This is a genomic window from Niallia nealsonii (assembly GCF_002835805.1).
In the GTDB taxonomy this organism is placed as follows: Bacteria; Bacillota; Bacilli; order Bacillales; family Cytobacillaceae; genus Niallia; species Niallia nealsonii.
Genome location: NZ_PISE01000001.1, coordinates 1 through 15,950, shown reverse-complemented (window position 1 = coordinate 15,950; position 15,950 = coordinate 1). Strand labels below are relative to the sequence as shown.

General features: G+C 35.1%; 14 protein-coding genes. 12 read left to right on the top strand and 2 right to left on the bottom strand.

Annotated elements, in window-relative coordinates; genetic code table 11:
* Window positions 1-36: 36 nt before the first annotated feature.
* The 5 genes from lpdA (at window position 37) to CWS01_RS00050 (ending at window position 5,870) form a co-directional block, all read left to right on the top strand.
* Complete coding sequence (gene lpdA / locus CWS01_RS00070; RefSeq protein WP_101174942.1) at window positions 37-1,458, top strand: dihydrolipoyl dehydrogenase; 1,422 nt, start codon at window positions 37-39, stop codon at window positions 1,456-1,458.
* A 359-nt stretch (window positions 1,459-1,817) separates the two neighbouring features.
* Complete coding sequence (locus CWS01_RS00065; protein ID WP_101174941.1) at window positions 1,818-2,822, top strand: thiamine pyrophosphate-dependent dehydrogenase E1 component subunit alpha; 1,005 nt, start codon at window positions 1,818-1,820, stop codon at window positions 2,820-2,822.
* The gene (locus CWS01_RS00060; RefSeq protein WP_101174940.1) at window positions 2,823-3,806 is read left to right on the top strand and encodes an alpha-ketoacid dehydrogenase subunit beta; all 984 of its coding nucleotides are present in this window, start codon (window positions 2,823-2,825) and stop codon (window positions 3,804-3,806) included.
* 18 nt (window positions 3,807-3,824) lie between these two features.
* Window positions 3,825-5,090, top strand: coding sequence for a dihydrolipoamide acetyltransferase family protein (locus CWS01_RS00055; protein ID WP_101174939.1), 1,266 nt, complete (start codon window positions 3,825-3,827; stop codon window positions 5,088-5,090).
* Window positions 5,091-5,432: 342 nt separating this feature from the next.
* Window positions 5,433-5,870 (top strand): BrxA/BrxB family bacilliredoxin, encoded by a 438-nt coding sequence (locus CWS01_RS00050; protein WP_101174938.1) that lies wholly within the window; start codon window positions 5,433-5,435, stop codon window positions 5,868-5,870.
* A 122-nt stretch (window positions 5,871-5,992) separates the two neighbouring features.
* Here CWS01_RS00050 and CWS01_RS00045 read toward each other — a convergent pair whose 3' ends face one another.
* Together CWS01_RS00045 and CWS01_RS00040 are read right to left on the bottom strand one after the other, a co-directional pair.
* Window positions 5,993-7,486 carry a response regulator transcription factor gene (locus CWS01_RS00045; RefSeq protein WP_101174937.1) on the bottom strand — a complete coding sequence of 498 codons (1,494 nt, stop codon included), beginning with the start codon at window positions 7,484-7,486 and terminating at the stop codon, window positions 5,993-5,995.
* Window positions 7,467-9,221 carry a sensor histidine kinase gene (locus CWS01_RS00040; RefSeq protein ID WP_101174936.1) on the bottom strand — a complete coding sequence of 585 codons (1,755 nt, stop codon included), beginning with the start codon at window positions 9,219-9,221 and terminating at the stop codon, window positions 7,467-7,469. The genes CWS01_RS00045 and CWS01_RS00040 overlap by 20 nt, the downstream gene beginning before the upstream one ends.
* A 287-nt stretch (window positions 9,222-9,508) precedes the next feature.
* On the opposite strand from CWS01_RS00040, the gene CWS01_RS00035 reads away from it, so the two are divergent.
* The 7 genes from CWS01_RS00035 (at window position 9,509) to CWS01_RS00005 (ending at window position 15,934) form a co-directional block, all read left to right on the top strand.
* Window positions 9,509-10,777, top strand: a complete 1,269-nt coding sequence (locus CWS01_RS00035; RefSeq protein ID WP_101174935.1) for an ABC transporter substrate-binding protein — start codon at window positions 9,509-9,511, stop codon at window positions 10,775-10,777.
* Window positions 10,778-10,885: 108 nt separating this feature from the next.
* Window positions 10,886-11,791: a carbohydrate ABC transporter permease gene (locus CWS01_RS00030; RefSeq protein ID WP_101175038.1), complete on the top strand. Its 906-nt coding sequence runs from the start codon at window positions 10,886-10,888 to the stop codon at window positions 11,789-11,791.
* Entirely contained in the window at window positions 11,791-12,606 is an 816-nt protein-coding gene (locus CWS01_RS00025) for a carbohydrate ABC transporter permease (protein ID WP_101174934.1), read from the top strand. The genes CWS01_RS00030 and CWS01_RS00025 overlap by 1 nt, the downstream gene beginning before the upstream one ends.
* 435 nt (window positions 12,607-13,041) lie before the next feature.
* The gene (locus tag CWS01_RS00020) at window positions 13,042-13,818 is read left to right on the top strand and encodes a transporter substrate-binding domain-containing protein (RefSeq protein WP_101174933.1); all 777 of its coding nucleotides are present in this window, start codon (window positions 13,042-13,044) and stop codon (window positions 13,816-13,818) included.
* Window positions 13,819-13,911: 93 nt separating this feature from the next.
* Entirely contained in the window at window positions 13,912-14,571 is a 660-nt protein-coding gene (locus CWS01_RS00015; protein WP_101174932.1) for an amino acid ABC transporter permease, read from the top strand.
* Window positions 14,564-15,286, top strand: coding sequence for an amino acid ABC transporter ATP-binding protein (locus CWS01_RS00010; RefSeq protein WP_101174931.1), 723 nt, complete (start codon window positions 14,564-14,566; stop codon window positions 15,284-15,286). Before CWS01_RS00015 ends, CWS01_RS00010 begins: the two co-directional genes overlap by 8 nt.
* A 135-nt stretch (window positions 15,287-15,421) precedes the next feature.
* Complete coding sequence (locus tag CWS01_RS00005; RefSeq protein ID WP_101174930.1) at window positions 15,422-15,934, top strand: L,D-transpeptidase; 513 nt, start codon at window positions 15,422-15,424, stop codon at window positions 15,932-15,934.
* The last annotated feature ends 16 nt before the right edge of the window (window positions 15,935-15,950 follow it).

Genomic DNA, 15,950 nt, shown 5'->3' with positions numbered 1-15,950 from the left:
CCTTTAGGTGAAATGAAAAAAAGAAGGGTGAATTTGATGGCAAATGAATATGATGTAGTTATTTTAGGTGGTGGAACAGGTGGATATGTTGCAGCCATCCGTGCCTCTCAATTAGGTCTGAAAACAGCTATTGTAGAAAAAAGAAAACTAGGTGGAACTTGTCTGCATCAAGGATGTATACCGAGCAAAGCATTGCTTAGAAGCGCGGAGGTCTACCGTACAGCTAAACATGCTAATGACTTTGGTATTATCACAAAAGATATTGGCATAGACTTTGGCAAAGTACAAGCACGAAAAAACAATATTATCGAACAGTTATATAATGGTGTGAACTATTTAATGAAAAAAGGGAAAATTGATGTTTATGAAGGAACAGGCAGAATATTGGGGCCATCCATCTTTTCTCCAATTCCAGGAACAATTTCGGTTGAAATGAACAATGGTCAAGAAAATGAAATGCTTATCCCTAAAAATGTAATTATTGCCACAGGTTCTCGTCCAAAAAGTTTGCCAGGATTACCAATAGACGGCAATAAGGTGATTAGTTCAGAAGAGGCGCTGCAACTGGAAAAATTGCCAAAGTCCATTATTATTGTCGGCGGTGGGGTAATAGGGGTAGAATGGGCATCCATGCTTGCTGATTTTGAAGTAGAGGTCACGCTCCTTGAATATGCAGATAGACTAATTCCAACAGAAGATCAAGAGATTTCGAGAGAGCTGCAAAAAGTACTGGAGAAAAAAGGCGTAAAAATTTTCACTGGTGCAAATGTGTTGCCAGAAACATTAAATATAGATGGAGCGGTCACGATAAAAGCACTTCAAAAGGAACAAAAGCTTTCTTTTGAAGGAGAAAAATTATTAGTTTCTGTTGGACGTGCTGCCAATATTGAAGGACTTGGATTGGAAAATACAGATATCGCAACAGATAATCAAGTTATTGCAACCAATTCTTTTTATCAAACCAAAGAAAGTCATATTTATGCGATTGGCGATTGCATCGGAGGATTGCAGCTTGCTCATGTTGCCTCACATGAAGGAATTATTGCAGTAGAGCATATAGCAGGCCTAAATCCAAAGGAGTTTGATTATAATAAGGTGCCAAAATGCATTTATACAAGCACAGAAGTTGCAAGCATTGGTTTTACAGAAGAAGAAGCAGCAAAACAAGGCTATACAATAAAAAAAGGAAAGTTTTCTTTTCAGGCAATCGGCAAAGCTCTAGTTTACGGGAAACATGAAGGATTTGTGAAAATTATTGCAGATAAAAATACAGACGACCTATTAGGTATACATATTATTGGTCCTCATGCTACTGATATGATTGGAGAAGCCGCACTTGCCAGTGTGCTAGATGCAACGCCATGGGAAATAGGTGCAGCCATTCATGCCCATCCTACTTTATCAGAAGCAATTGGAGAAGCGGCATTAGCAGTTGATGGAAATGCCATTCATGGGTAAAAATTTTTGGCTGTTTTCTAAAAGTTTATTGCTTTCGAATAGGCTATGTTAAATTCCATTGTTGATTTTATAGAACTATGTTGATTGGAGCGGAAGGCGTGAGACTCCTGCCGGATTAGCGAGACAGAATAGGCGTGAGCAGGAGTAAAACGACGAAGCGGTTGAGGCGTCTATCCGCGGAAAGCGAAGTATATTCAGCCTGCAGATGTTAAATAGCAACAATCTATACGAAAACATTTTAAAATTTAAATGGAAAAAAATGAAAAAATGACTTGTAGCTGAAACATTATTCTGAAGGGAGAAGAATGGTCACTTATTAGTCATAACTAGCAAATAACGATAATTTAGGAGGTTTCAAAATGGTCGTAAATCGCCATAAAGAAGCAGGATTAACAGATGAACAAGTGCTTTCAATGTATGAAAAAATGCTGCTTGCACGAAGAATAGATGAAAGAATGTGGTTATTAAATAGAGCAGGGAAAATTCCTTTTGTTATTTCCTGTCAAGGACAAGAAGCAGCACAAGTAGGATCAGCATTTGCTTTTGATAATGAAAAGGATTATATCCTTCCGTATTATCGAGATTTAGGAGTTGTGCTGACATTTGGCATGACAACAAAAGATATTATGTTATCTGGTTTTGCTAAAGCAGAAGACCCAAATTCTGGAGGAAGACAGATGCCAGGACATTTTGGGCAGAAAAAGAATCGAATTGTAACAGGATCTTCTCCTGTTACTACCCAAGTGCCTCATGCAGTAGGGATTGCCCTCGCCGGAAAAATAGAAAAAAAAGATTTTGTCACATATGTCAGCTTTGGAGAAGGCTCTTCCAATCAAGGAGATTTTCATGAAGGTGCAAACTTTGCAGGTGTACATAAATTGCCGGTTATTTTTGTGTGTGAAAATAATAAATATGCAATATCTGTTCCGATTGAGAAACAGTTAGCGTGCGTAAATGTTTCTGATCGTGCTATTGGGTATGGAATGCCAGGATATACTGTCGATGGAAACGATCCAATTGAAGTATATCGAGTAACAAAAGAAGCAGTTGATCGGGCAAGAAAAGGCGAAGGCCCTACATTAATTGAAACCGTATCATACCGCCTGACGCCCCATTCCTCGGATGATGATGATAGACCATATCGGACTCGCGAAGAAGTAAAAGAAGCAAAAGCAAAAGATCCAGTCATTACTTTTAAAGAATATTTAGTAAGTGTCGGTGTTTTAACAGAAGAAAAAGATAAAGAGATGAACGATAAAATGACAGTTATTATTGATGAAGCAACAGAATATGCAGAAAATGCACCATATGCTAATCCAGAAGATGCGCTTAAATATGTATACGGGAATGAAGGAGGGAATTAAATGGCGGTAATATCTTATATTGATGCCGTTACTATGGCTATTCGTGAAGAAATGGAAAGAGACGAGAAAGTATTTATAGTTGGGGAAGATGTTGGAGTAAAAGGAGGAGTATTTAAAGCGACGCAAGGGTTATATGAACAATTTGGCGAGATGAGAGTGATTGATGCACCACTTGCTGAATCTGCTATTGCAGGGGTTGGCATTGGGGCTGCGATGTATGGGCTAAAACCGATTGCAGAGATGCAATTTGCAGATTTTATTATGCCAGCAGTTAACCAAATTGTTTCAGAGGCAGCAAAAATCCGCTATCGAAGCAATAATGATTGGACATGCCCAATTGTTATTCGTGCACCATATGGCGGCGGTGTTCATGGAGCACTGTATCATTCTCAGTCGGTTGAAGCAATGTTTGCCAATACACCAGGACTAAAAATTGTCATGCCATCCACTCCATATGATGTAAAAGGTTTATTAAAAGCGGCCATACGTGATCCAGATCCAGTATTGTTTTTTGAACATAAACGTGCCTATCGTTTAATTAAAGGGGAAGTTCCAGAAAGTGACTATGTACTGCCAATCGGAAAAGCAGACGTGAAACGAGAAGGAGAAGATATTACTGTTATTACATATGGTTTATGTGTGCATTTTGCGCTGCAAGCAGCAGAAAAATTAGCAGCAGACGGAGTTTCAGTACATGTTCTGGATTTAAGAACGGTGTATCCTCTTGATCAAGAAGCCATTATCGAAGCGGCTTCTAAAACAGGGAAAGTATTGCTTATTACAGAAGACAATAAAGAAGGAAGCATTATTAGTGAAGTATCTGCGATTATCGCAGAGCATTGTTTATTCGAGCTAGATGCTCCGATTATGCGTCTTGCTGGAGACGAAATACCAGCCATGCCATATGCGCCGACAATGGAAAAGTATTTTTTAGTGAATCCAGATAAAGTAGAAAAGGCAATGAGAAAACTGGCAGAATTCTAAAAAGAAGGAGGGATTAGAATGTCCAGGGAAAAAATAACGATGCCCAAATTAGGGGAAAGTGTAACGGAAGGTACAATTCAAAAATGGTTAGTAGCAGTGGGCGATAAAGTCAAAAAATATGAACCATTGGCAGAAGTTTTAACAGATAAGGTTAGTGCAGAAATACCGTCTTCCTTTACAGGGGTTATTTCTGAACTGCTTGTTAACGAAGATGAAACAGTGCAAGTAGGAGAAGTGATCTGCACAATGGAAGTAGAGGATGGAAAAATAAGTGCTCTCCCTTCAGAATCTGCAAAAGAAGAAGAGAAAAAAGAACCAGCCAAAAGTGCTGGAGAAAATAAACAAAGATATTCTCCTGCTGTTTTAAAATTATCACAAGAAGCAGGACTTGATTTAAATAAAATCAATGGAACTGGTGGAGGCGGCCGGATTACAAGAAAAGATGTATTGCGGGCAATCAAAGAAGGTACATCTGCTGTTTTTCAAACAGAACCCCAAACAGAAACAATCGAAAATACAAAAATTTCTGATGTGCCAGCAGTTGTGTCAAATAAGCAGGAGTTAAAGCAAATTCCAACAAGCAATGGCGATATAGAAATCCCGATAACACCTGTGCGTAAAGCGATTGCTGCCAATATGCAAAAAAGTAAACATGAGATTCCCCATGCTTGGACAATGATAGAAGTGGATGTGACAAGTTTAGTCAACTACCGCAATAAGATAAAAGATTCATTTAAAACGGCAGAAGGATTTAATTTAACGTTTTTTGCATTTTTTGTAAAAGCAGTAGCACGAGGACTAAAAGAATTTCCAGAACTTAATTCTACGTGGGCAGGAGACAAAATTGTCCGCAAAAAAGATATTAATATTTCCATCGCAGTTGCAACCGAAGATTCTTTATTTGTTCCAGTAATTCGCCATGCTGATGAAAAATCGATTAAAGGAATTGCCAGGGAAATAACAGAACTTGCTAAGAAAGCACGTACAGGCAAATTAACGGTCGAGGATATGCAAGGAGGCACCTTTACGGTAAATAATACAGGTTCATTTGGATCTATTCAATCCATGGGAATTATTAACCAACCTCAAAGTGCTATTCTGCAAGTTGAATCGATTGTAAAACGTCCTGTAATAAAAAATGGCATGATTGCGATCAGCGATATGGTTAATCTCTGTTTGTCGCTTGATCATCGGGTATTAGATGGACTGGTTTGCGGAAGATTTTTGCAAAGAGTAAAAGAAATATTGGAGAATATAAATGAGGATACTACTCCTATCTATTAATTATTAGGTAGGTCAGTCAGGCTAGTAGATAATTGTTTATCCGGCATTAACGGCTACCTAAAGGATTAGGAGAAGAAACGAGAATTCTAGTTGGGAGTCGACTGTCCGTAAAAGCCCGATTGCTAGTTCAAGAGCAAAGAGGAGTTAATTAGTCTATAGCCTGACACTTCTTAAGAAGATAAATCATGTTGTATAGTAGTTAATTACCACTGCTGCCCGCTATTAAAACATATTTGTTGAAAATTTCTTTTATATTGATAATAATGAAGAAAGACAAAAAAGTTTAAGCATATTGGATATATATTTACGATAGAAAAATAAACAATTAAAAGGAGATAGACGATGAATATTGATTTTAATTTATTTATGAATGATGTAGTGCGTCAAGCACGAGAAGAAATAGTAGCAGCTGGTTATGAAGAGTTGACAACACCAGAAGCAGTAGAAGAAAAGCTTTCTCAAAAAGGTACTACACTAGTTATGGTAAATTCAGTTTGTGGCTGCGCAGGAGGAATTGCTCGTCCGGCAGCAAAATTTTCTTTGCAGCATAATCAATTGCCGAATCAGCTTGTCACTGTTTTTGCAGGCCAAGATAAAGCAGCAACAGAAAAGGCTCGCTCTTATTTTACTGGATATGCACCATCTTCTCCATCATTTGCTCTATTAAAAGATGGACAAATACAAACAATGATTGAAAGACATGAAATCGAAGGCCATGATCCAGTACAAGTAGTTGAAAAACTGCAACAGGCGTTTAATGAATACTGCCAAGAGGCTTAAATAGCACAGATTAAATATGCTCACAAAAAACAGGACAAAGGGATGTTGAACTGCGCCCCAATTGTTAGACACAATTAACAATTGGGGTGCAGCTTTTCTATGTCCTGTTTTTTTAGGGGCATCTATTTTAAAGAATTATTTTTTAGCTGATTGCGATATTCCGATGGATAGCAGCCGACTATTTCCGTAAACAGCTTCGTAAAATGTCTTGTGCTAAAATAGCCGACTGTTTCTGCAACCTCTTGCACCTTTTTGGATGGATTAAGCAATAATTCTTTTGCTTTTAGTATTCTGGTATTGGTTATATATTTAGTAAAGGTAGTGCCTGTTTTTTTATGAAAAAGAGTACTTAAGTAATTTGGTGTTACTTGAAGGAGTTCTGCAATTTGCCCGATTCCGATATTATGCATATAATTTTCGTCGATGTAGCTAATGGCTAGTTTAATAAGATCTGGTTGGTTTTTTTCTTGGTTAGCAGAAACAAGCATTTCTTCTCCAAACTCTTTTAATTTATGTATCCATCTGTCTAGAGATTCCGCGGCAGAAAGTCTGCAATTCATCGAACTATTAATAAATAAGGCAATATTACTTTTTAATATTGGATCTATTGTTAAAGAGGAAATATAATTTTCTAGATCTCCAACTACTTTCATATACAGCAAGTAATTTTTTTCTTTAAAATAATCTTTAAGGGTTAAAATACTTTTGCATAGTTCATAATAGTTTGGATGATTGTTGGCATACGCATCTGATTTCCAATATCGATTAATTCCCATTATGATTCGTAAAGGAGACAGTTGCAAAATGCTTGCAACAGGCATATTAATTTCATAAATTGGATGGCATTGTGTACTTTGAATGGTTGTTATGGCAAAAGAATTACTTCTGTATGCTTCTAACAACTCCTGTATGTTAGCAAAATATGCTTCGATGCTTTTTTTTCCTTGTTTTTTGTTTTCATTCCAGGCTCCAACTGTTATTAACTCTCCGGTAGATAAGGTGAAAATCGCTATATTTGCGTTCTTCCCGATAAAGTCATAACTTAATAGCTTAAGAGAATGAGAAAACTGCTGTAATGTTTTGGTAATTTGCTTTTCTTCCAGATGACTGTCTAGAAAAAAAACAGAACATAAAAAATTGCTTTCTTGTAAGGCAGAATTAGTTGTATTTTCTTGAAAGGAGGATAAGCCATTGATGACACGGATTAGTTCATTTTCAAATTGAATATTTTGTTCTATGTAGTATTTGGCATTTTCCATCTGTCTTTTGTCGATGGCCCGCTCTAACTCTTCGATGCTGACTGGCTTTAATAAATAATCTTCGATTCCAAGTTTTAAAGCTGCATGTGCATAAGAAAACTCAGCATAGCCTGTTAGAATAATCCATGCTGTTTGGGGCAAAGATTCTTTTGTTTTTTGAATGACCTCTAGCCCATTAAGTTTTGGCATTTGAATATCGATAAATACTAAATCAGGCTGCTCTTTTTTTAATAATTGCAATGCTTCTTTTCCATTGGCGGCTTCTATTATCTGTAAGGAAGAAATACTCAGCTCTTCAAGCATGCTCTTTAAACCTGCTCTCACTAAAAATTCATCATCAATAATCAGCACTTTCATTTTGCCACTCTCCTTGTAAGATCTCAATGGTAATTGTAGTGCCCGCGCCAATTTCGCTTTTTAACACTAGAAGAGATTCTGGTTGAAAAAGTTTTAGCCGTTCTTGACTGTTAGATAAGCCAATGCTTTGTTTTTCTTTCGTTTTATTCAAATTGAATCCTATGCCGTTATCGGAAATAATAATTTGCAAGTACTTTTGTGTTTCCTTTTCTATTATTTGAGCAGAAATGCATATTTTACAACAATGATCGCTTGGTTCGATGCCATGGATAATGCTGTTTTCTACAAAAGGCTGCAAAAGCAGTTTGGGAATCATTAAATTGGCAGCACCTTCCTCACAATAAATTTCCACTTCCATTCGATCTTGAAAGCGTAGTTTCTGCAGAAGGCAATATTGCTTTAGAAAGGAAAATTCATCGGCAATCGTTGCCTCATTTGAATGATGGAGACTATATCTGAGCATGGAGCTCAAAGAAAGAATAGCACGCTCTAATGTTTTTTTATCTCCTATTCTATTTAAACCAATAAAGCCATTAAGTGTGTTATATAAAAAATGGGGCTGAATCTGTGATTGGAGTGCTTTAAATTCCGCATTACGCTGATTTAAAACAGCCCGATATTCACGATTAATTAAATCATTAATTTGGAAAATCATTGAATTAAATGCTTTTTTCAGCTGAGCAACTTCATCCGTTCCCTGAATGGCCAAACTTACATCAAAATTTCCTTTCTCTACCTTTTCCATTACTTGAACCATGTCTTTAAATGGACGAATAATCCAATTCGATAGAAAATAAAAAAGGAAAAAGGTGACAATAAATCCTATACATGCAAATATGGCTCCAATAATAAACAACAATCGAGTTTTTGCTGCCAATTCTTTATTTGATAATAAAACAATAATTTTCCAATTTCCTGGTTTTATTACTTTTGAAACCGTGGTGTAAGAATGGTCATTTACTTGGATATTTTTTTTGTTGGCAAATATATCTTTTTTAATGGAATTACTTATATCTTTGCTAGAAAAAAATAATTCACCGCTGCTATCCATAACGGTCATAATAGAACCTTTATTGTTAAAGTCGATGCCGCGAAAGAGCTTTTCAAATGCTGAATTATCCGCATCTGCCAATAAAACAGCAAGGGGTTTTTGGGAAATGGGATCTCTAATTAAGCGTGCAGCAGAAATTACCTTTTTTTGGGTTTCTCCTTCTATATATTTTTGAAAATGTGGTGGAATAAAGACAACTTTTCCATTATTCTCTTGTGCACGTATATACCAATCTTGGCTAGTAAAGTCATAATTTGAAACGACATTATCTTTAAAGCGGGTTTGTAAAAATGGAGCCCCATTTGTTGTGACTAGTAAAATGCTTTGTACTTCTTCTCGCGTGAAATCTAAGTATTTTGGCAATGTATTATATAATGCACGATTAACTGCTAATTGGATGGAAGGGTCTGCCTTTTTATAATTATTGGAAGAAACATTAGATATGGCAGACAAAATATCCTCATTTAAGTATGGTGTAATCGTAAGTCTTGATAGTTCGTCTAAGTAGGATTGAATATTATTGCTTAATGAAGTTAACGTATCTTCCGTTAACTTTTTTGTCTCTTTTGCCAGCAAGTATTGGTAATAGCGGGGCATAGCAAAAGAGATAATCAATACAGGAATAACAATAATAAAAAAGTAAAAAATCGTTAATTTAAGCCGCAAAGAATAAGTGAAGTTCATCTTTTTTCCTCTATTTCGCAAAAATTTTTAAATATATAGGGATAAGTTTATAAGGAATGCCTTTAAAAAGTGTAATATCTTGGCGTGAATATTATAAATAAGCGCTTTCACAGTAGAATTATAGCATATGGAAACGCTAACAAAAATAGTAGAATATAAGTATAGAAAATAAATTTCACAAAATTAGGGATGTGAGAAAATTTTTCGTAAGGAGATGTAAAGAGAAATTAGTGTTTCTCTACCTTTCCAGGCTTTAAAGGCTTGATAAACGAATAGGGGGATTTTAGATGAAAAAACGTATTTCTTTAGCCATTTTCACCGTTTTATCGGCAACTGCACTTTTTGGCTGTTCTAGCAGTGAATCAACTAGTGGAGATTCAGGGGACAAAATTAAAATAAGCTATTACAGCTCTACTAGTGATCAAGAAGCGAAGGATGCTATTACAAAGATAACGGAAAATTTCGAAAAAGATAATCCAGACGTAGATGTAGAAGTTACATTTGGCGGACAAGGATATGAAAATAATATGAAGGTTAAAATGGCTGCAAATGATCTACCAGATGCTTTTGACACACATGGATGGGCACAAAATAGATACGGCAAGTATTTGGCTGATTTAAAGGATGAAGAATGGGCATCCAAATTAACGGACACAATGAAGCCTATACTGACAGATGACAATGGAAAAGTTTATGCATTGCCGCTAAATGAAGCAAAAGACGGTATTACATATAATGTAGATATTCTAGAAAAATATGGAATTGAAGCGCCAAAAACATTTGATGAATTAATGGCTGCTGCTGAAAAGATCAAAAAGGAAAGTAAAGGAGAAGTACTTCCATTCTATTTTTCAGGAATAGATTCTTCATCCATTGGACAATTTTTTGATTATTTTGCGACACCATTATTAATTAGTGCTGACAAAAACTATGCAGATGATTTATTAAATGACAAGTTCGACTGGAATAACTGGACATACCTTCCAAAAAAATTCAAAGAAATGTTTGATAAAGGATATATGAACGAAGATGTTCTTACAGCAAAATACAGCGATATGCCAAAATTATTTGCTGAAGGCAAAATTGCTTTTATCATGAACGGTCCACAATCAGTATTGCAATCAAAAGAAATGAATCCAGATATTAATATTGGTTATATGCCGGTGCCAAGTATTGTTGAAGGAGATGAAGCAGCCTTTTCTGGTGGTGAAAGATTCACAATGGCTGTATGGAAAGATTCGAAACATCTAGAAGAAACAAAAGAATATGTTGCTTATTTTGCCAAACCAGAAAACTTAAAGTTAATGGCTGAAGCTTCAGGGTTACCTGCAGGAATTAAGGATATTGATGCAGATTTAGGAGAATTGACAAAATATTATGAGCAATATGAATCTAATCGTGTTTTCCCTTATTTTGACCGAGTTTATATTCCAAATGGCATGTGGGATGTTCTGTGTACACAAGGGCAAGAATTGCTTGCTGGATCTGTTACACCAAAGCAGTTCTCTAAAAATATGAAAAAAGAAGTAGAAAGATTAAAAAGCCAACAAAAATAGTAGGAAAAACTCAAGAAAGCTATCTGTAAATGCGGATGGCTTTCCTATCAATAAAAGGATGTGAATAAAATGGAGGAAAAGATTGTTGTAAATGAAAAAAACATACAAATGACCGCGAAAAAGAAATACACATTAAAAAAACGAAAAAGTATGGGTTCCCCCGTTTGGCTTAATTTAATGTATGTCCCAGCACTACTGTTATTTTGTGTTTTTATCTTTTATCCATTTTTTACTGGCATAAAAATCTCCTTTACTAACTGGGACGGCTATTCTCAAGCTTTTAGTTGGGTTGGCATGGAGAACTACAAAAGGATGCTCTCTGATCCTAATATCGGAACCGTTATTAAAAATACGCTGATATATGGTGTTGGAAGTACGTTATTTCAAAACTTAATTGGTCTTTTTTATGCGATCCTTCTTAATCAAAGTATTAAAGCAAGAGGAATTGTTAGAACGATTGTGTATTTGCCAGCAATTATCAGTCCATTAATTATGGGATATATTTGGTACTTTTTCTTTCAATTTGATGGAGGAGCACTAAACGATATTATTCTATTATTCCAAGATAAACCACTTAATCTACTGGCAAATCCAGAATTAAATGTATGGATTATTACTTTTGTTAACACATTTCAATTTATCGGAATTGCAATGGTTATCTATTTAGCTGGTTTGCAATCAATACCTACTGACTTTTATGAAGCAGCAGAATTAGACGGGGCATCTCCTTCTAAAAAATTCCGTTATATTACGCTGCCAATGTTAATGCCTTCTATTACAATCAATGTTGTTCTTAATTTAATTGGTGGATTGAAACTATTTGATGTTATTGTCGCATTAACAAATGGTGGTCCAGGGTATGCCTCTCAATCTTTATCCACGATGATGTATAAAATTTATTTTGCTAGTCAAGATGCTGGCTATGCCTCTGCGTTAGGAAACCTTACTTTTGTATTAATCTCTTTAATAAGCATCACCGCGCTTATTTATTTAAGAAAGAAGGAGATTGCATAATGAAAAAAAATAATAAATGGTTAATTATTGTAATGGCAATCATTGGCATCACACATATCTTTCCTTTTTATCTGCTAATCACAACTAGTTTTAAACCAATGGATGATCCTAGTTCTAAATGGTCTCTGCCATCTTTTTCTTATCTAGATAATTTTAAAAATGCTTGGGAGCAAGCAAACTTAGGGCAGGCATTTTTTAATAATATTGTTATTACCGCATTTTCTATTATTTTAGTCATTGTTATTGGAGCATTTGCTTCTTATCCATTAGCTAGATATAAAACTCGTCTTAATAAATTTATGTATTTACTGTTCATCTCGGCCCTAATTGTTCCTCCTCTTACAATATTAGTGCCATTATATAAATTTATTGTAGATATTGGCGGCATGAACTCTTATTGGTCGATTATTCTCTTGCATGTAACCTTTAATTTACCAATGACGATATTTTTATTTACTGGATTTATCAGCTCCATTCCTGTGGAACTAGATGAAGCGGCTATGATGGACGGAATGAGCAGATTTGGATTGTTTTTCCGCATCATTATGCCATTGTTAAAGCCGATTACAGCGACAGCTACGATTTTAGCAGGAGTGAATGTGTGGAATGATTATCAGTTTTCCGTCTTTTTCTTGCAAAGCCCTGAAATGAAAACAATGACGGTTTCCTTATCTTCTTTCTTCTCTCAATATACAAATAATATTGGCTGGGTAGCAGCTGGTTCTCTATTATCAGCACTTCCTATCATAATCCTCTATCTATTCTTGCAAAAATATTTTGTCAGCGGATTATCGTCAGGTGCAGTAAAAGGATAAGATTATTTGTATAAAAAGAAGGAAAAATCTTTATTTATTGGTATAGCAGCTAAAGGGGGCTATCTTAAAAGAGTAAATGAATAAAAAGAAAAGATGCAAACAATGACGATTAGTTGTTTGCATCTTTTTTCTTTTGCAGCCACTTAAGGGAGAGGAAGACGAGTCAAAAATGAAACCAAGAAGGCAGTCTTTCCTTCTATCTAAGGATAGCTAGTTATGCGGCTATTAATGATTAAAATAAGTCTGATAATTTAGTTTTTTAAAAATATTATTTTTTCTATTGAATTTGTATAAATAGTATTGAATAATTATTAGTATGTGTTAAAATTCATATTGTTGTATGAATATAAATAGAAAAACTTATGAAAAAAGAATAAAAAACGCATAATAATAAAGAAATACAACATCTAAGAAATTATAGGAGGATATCATATTATGAAGAAATTAATAGCGATGTTGCTGTTATCGATAGTAGTACTTGCAGCATGTGGAACTGGGACAAGCAAAGAAGATAAATCTTCTTCTAAATCTGATGATAAAGTGCTTATAATGGGTACATCAGCTGACTATAAACCATTTGAATACATTGATTCAGCAAAAAGTGAAGAGATTATTGGTTTTGATATTGATTTAGCAAATGCTCTTGGCGAAAAATTAGGCTATGAAATTAAAGTGCAAGATTTTGAATTTAGCGGTTTAATTCAAGCACTTAAATCAGGTAAAGTAGATTTAGTTCTTTCTGGAATGTCTCCAACTCCTGATAGAAAGAAAAACGTAGATTTCAGTGATATTTATTACACAGCAAAAGATTTAGTCGTAACATCAAAAGACAGCAATATTAAAAGCGTGGAAGATTTAAAAGGAAAAACAATTGGGGTACAATTAGGATCTATCCAAGCAGAAGCAGCAGAAGAAATTGCGAAAACAGTTGATGTAAAAGTTGAAAAACGCGATAAGATTCCTGAATTAATTCAAGAAATTAAAGCAGGCAGATTTGATGGAGCAATTATTGAAGATGTTGTAGCAAAAGGCTATCTATCAAAAGATAATAAGTTAGCTTCTTTTGATGCAGCAGAGGCGAATGAAGATGCTGGATCTGCCATTGCATTTCCTAAAGATAGTGAGTTAACAGACAAGTTCAATGCAGAACTGAAGAAAATGAAAGAAAACGGCGAGTTGGATAAATTAATTGTAAAATGGTTTGGCAACTAAATAAAAAATGAAGAGACGTTTGAGGTGCAACCCCTTTAACGTTTTCTTCTTTTTAGCGCAGTTTATACCTAAATTTGAAAGGATTGTTAAAGAATGGAGTTGGATTTTCAGCAGTTTATTCCTTCTCTCCCCTTTTTATTGCAGGGGATAGTTGTAACATTAAAGATTGTATTTATAGCAGGCATACTAGGGTTTATTTTAGGAATTATTTTATCAATATTTAAAATAAGCAATATCTCTGTTCTTACGTGGATAGCGAATATTTATACATCGATATTCAGAGGAACGCCTCTTGTGCTGCAATTAATGCTTATTTATTATGGAATTCCACAAATAACAGGTTATGAAATTGAACCTTCTGTCGCAGCGATTATTTCTTTTGCATTAAACTCAGCAGCTTATATTTCAGAAATTATTCGTGCGGGAATCCTAGCGGTGGACAAAGGGCAAAAAGAAGCTGCCATGGCATTAGGAGTGCCAAGCAGACAAGCAATGTTAGATTTAATTTTGCCACAAGCTCTAAAAAATATTTTTCCTGCACTGATAAATGAAGCAGTATCCTTAACAAAAGAGTCTGCGATTGTAACTGTAATTGGTGTAACAGATATTATGAGACGAGCTTATATCATGGGTGGAGAAAAATACTCCTATTTTGAACCATTAATTTTAGCAGGACTTATTTATTATGTATTAGTGATGATCTTAACAATGCTCGCAAAAGTTCTAGAAGGGAGAATGAGAAAAAGTGATTAAGGTAGAACATTTAAATAAATCCTTTGGTTCTCTGCAAGTATTAAAAGGAATATCAACGGAAATAAAAAAAGGAGAAGTAGTGACGATTATTGGACCATCAGGGTCAGGGAAATCGACATTTCTTCGTTGCTTGAATTTATTGGAAGTTCCAACAGATGGAAAAATCTTTATTAAAGATGTAGAAATAACGGATAAAAAAGCAAATATAAAAAAAATAAGAGAAAATGTCGGCATGGTCTTTCAACATTTTCATTTATTCCCACATAAAACAGTTTTGCAAAATATTACGTATGCGCCGGTAAAGGTAAATGGCATGACAAAAGAAGCTGCAGATAAAGCTGGTATGGAACTTTTGGAAAAAGTAGGGTTAGCAAATAAAGCAAATGAATATCCTAATCGTTTATCTGGCGGTCAGAAGCAGCGGGTTGCCATTGCAAGAGCATTAGCGATGAATCCGGAAGTGATATTATTTGATGAGCCAACTTCAGCACTTGATCCAGAGATGGTCAAAGAAGTGCTTGAAGTAATGAAATCATTGGCAGATACAGGCATTACAATGCTGATTGTCACACATGAAATGGGATTTGCAAAGGAAGCGGCAGACAGAGTATTATTTTTAGATCAAGGAATTGTAGTGGAAGATGCTACTCCTGCACAATTTTTTACGAATCCTCAGAGTCCAAGAGCAAAAGAATTTTTGGAGAAAATGCTATAAAAAAAATCCTAATCTTTTTAAGCGCAAATGCGATAAAAGATTAGGATTTTTTTAGTTAATATCTACATAAAAAGAAGAGGGTACATAAAATCAATTTAAGCTACAAATAATAACAGCTAAAAAAGTGGTGTTATGATGCTGAAATTATTGTCTTGTATATTAATTGTACTTTCTCCAATTTGGCCATTGGGGGAAAATCCGGCTCCTGGCTATCCATTTATTATTATCAACAAGACCAGCAATGAATTAACCTTTATAGATGAAAATAGAGTGCAAACGGTTGTTAGTGTAGCAACAGGGAAAAGTGGGGACCTTACACCAGAAGGTCTGTTTACTGTCACAGTCAAAGCGATTAATCCGTATTATCGGAAAAAAAATATTCAAGGCGGCGATCCGAAAAATCCATTAGGAACAAGATGGATTGGCATAGATGCAAAAGAAACCGATGGAAGAACATACGGCATTCATGGAACAAATAATCCGGCATCTATTGGCCAATATGTATCATTAGGCTGTATAAGAATGCAAAATGAAGCCATTGAATCTTTATATGATTTTATTCCAGTGGGAACAAAAGTACTTGTGACAAAATCAACCAAAAGTACAGAACAGCTTGCCAAAGAATATGGAGCAATATTCAATGAGTAATAACTGAAAAAAGAGA

Coding starts and splice junctions, on each gene's coding strand:
- lpdA (WP_101174942.1), top strand. CDS start 37: ATGGCAAATGAATATGATGTAGTTATTTTAGGTGGTGGAACAGGTGGA.
- CWS01_RS00065 (WP_101174941.1), top strand. CDS start 1,818: ATGGTCGTAAATCGCCATAAAGAAGCAGGATTAACAGATGAACAAGTG.
- CWS01_RS00060 (WP_101174940.1), top strand. CDS start 2,823: ATGGCGGTAATATCTTATATTGATGCCGTTACTATGGCTATTCGTGAA.
- CWS01_RS00055 (WP_101174939.1), top strand. CDS start 3,825: ATGTCCAGGGAAAAAATAACGATGCCCAAATTAGGGGAAAGTGTAACG.
- CWS01_RS00050 (WP_101174938.1), top strand. CDS start 5,433: ATGAATATTGATTTTAATTTATTTATGAATGATGTAGTGCGTCAAGCA.
- CWS01_RS00045 (WP_101174937.1), bottom strand. CDS start 7,486: ATGAAAGTGCTGATTATTGATGATGAATTTTTAGTGAGAGCAGGTTTA.
- CWS01_RS00040 (WP_101174936.1), bottom strand. CDS start 9,221: ATGAACTTCACTTATTCTTTGCGGCTTAAATTAACGATTTTTTACTTT.
- CWS01_RS00035 (WP_101174935.1), top strand. CDS start 9,509: ATGAAAAAACGTATTTCTTTAGCCATTTTCACCGTTTTATCGGCAACT.
- CWS01_RS00030 (WP_101175038.1), top strand. CDS start 10,886: ATGACCGCGAAAAAGAAATACACATTAAAAAAACGAAAAAGTATGGGT.
- CWS01_RS00025 (WP_101174934.1), top strand. CDS start 11,791: ATGAAAAAAAATAATAAATGGTTAATTATTGTAATGGCAATCATTGGC.
- CWS01_RS00020 (WP_101174933.1), top strand. CDS start 13,042: ATGAAGAAATTAATAGCGATGTTGCTGTTATCGATAGTAGTACTTGCA.
- CWS01_RS00015 (WP_101174932.1), top strand. CDS start 13,912: ATGGAGTTGGATTTTCAGCAGTTTATTCCTTCTCTCCCCTTTTTATTG.
- CWS01_RS00005 (WP_101174930.1), top strand. CDS start 15,422: ATGCTGAAATTATTGTCTTGTATATTAATTGTACTTTCTCCAATTTGG.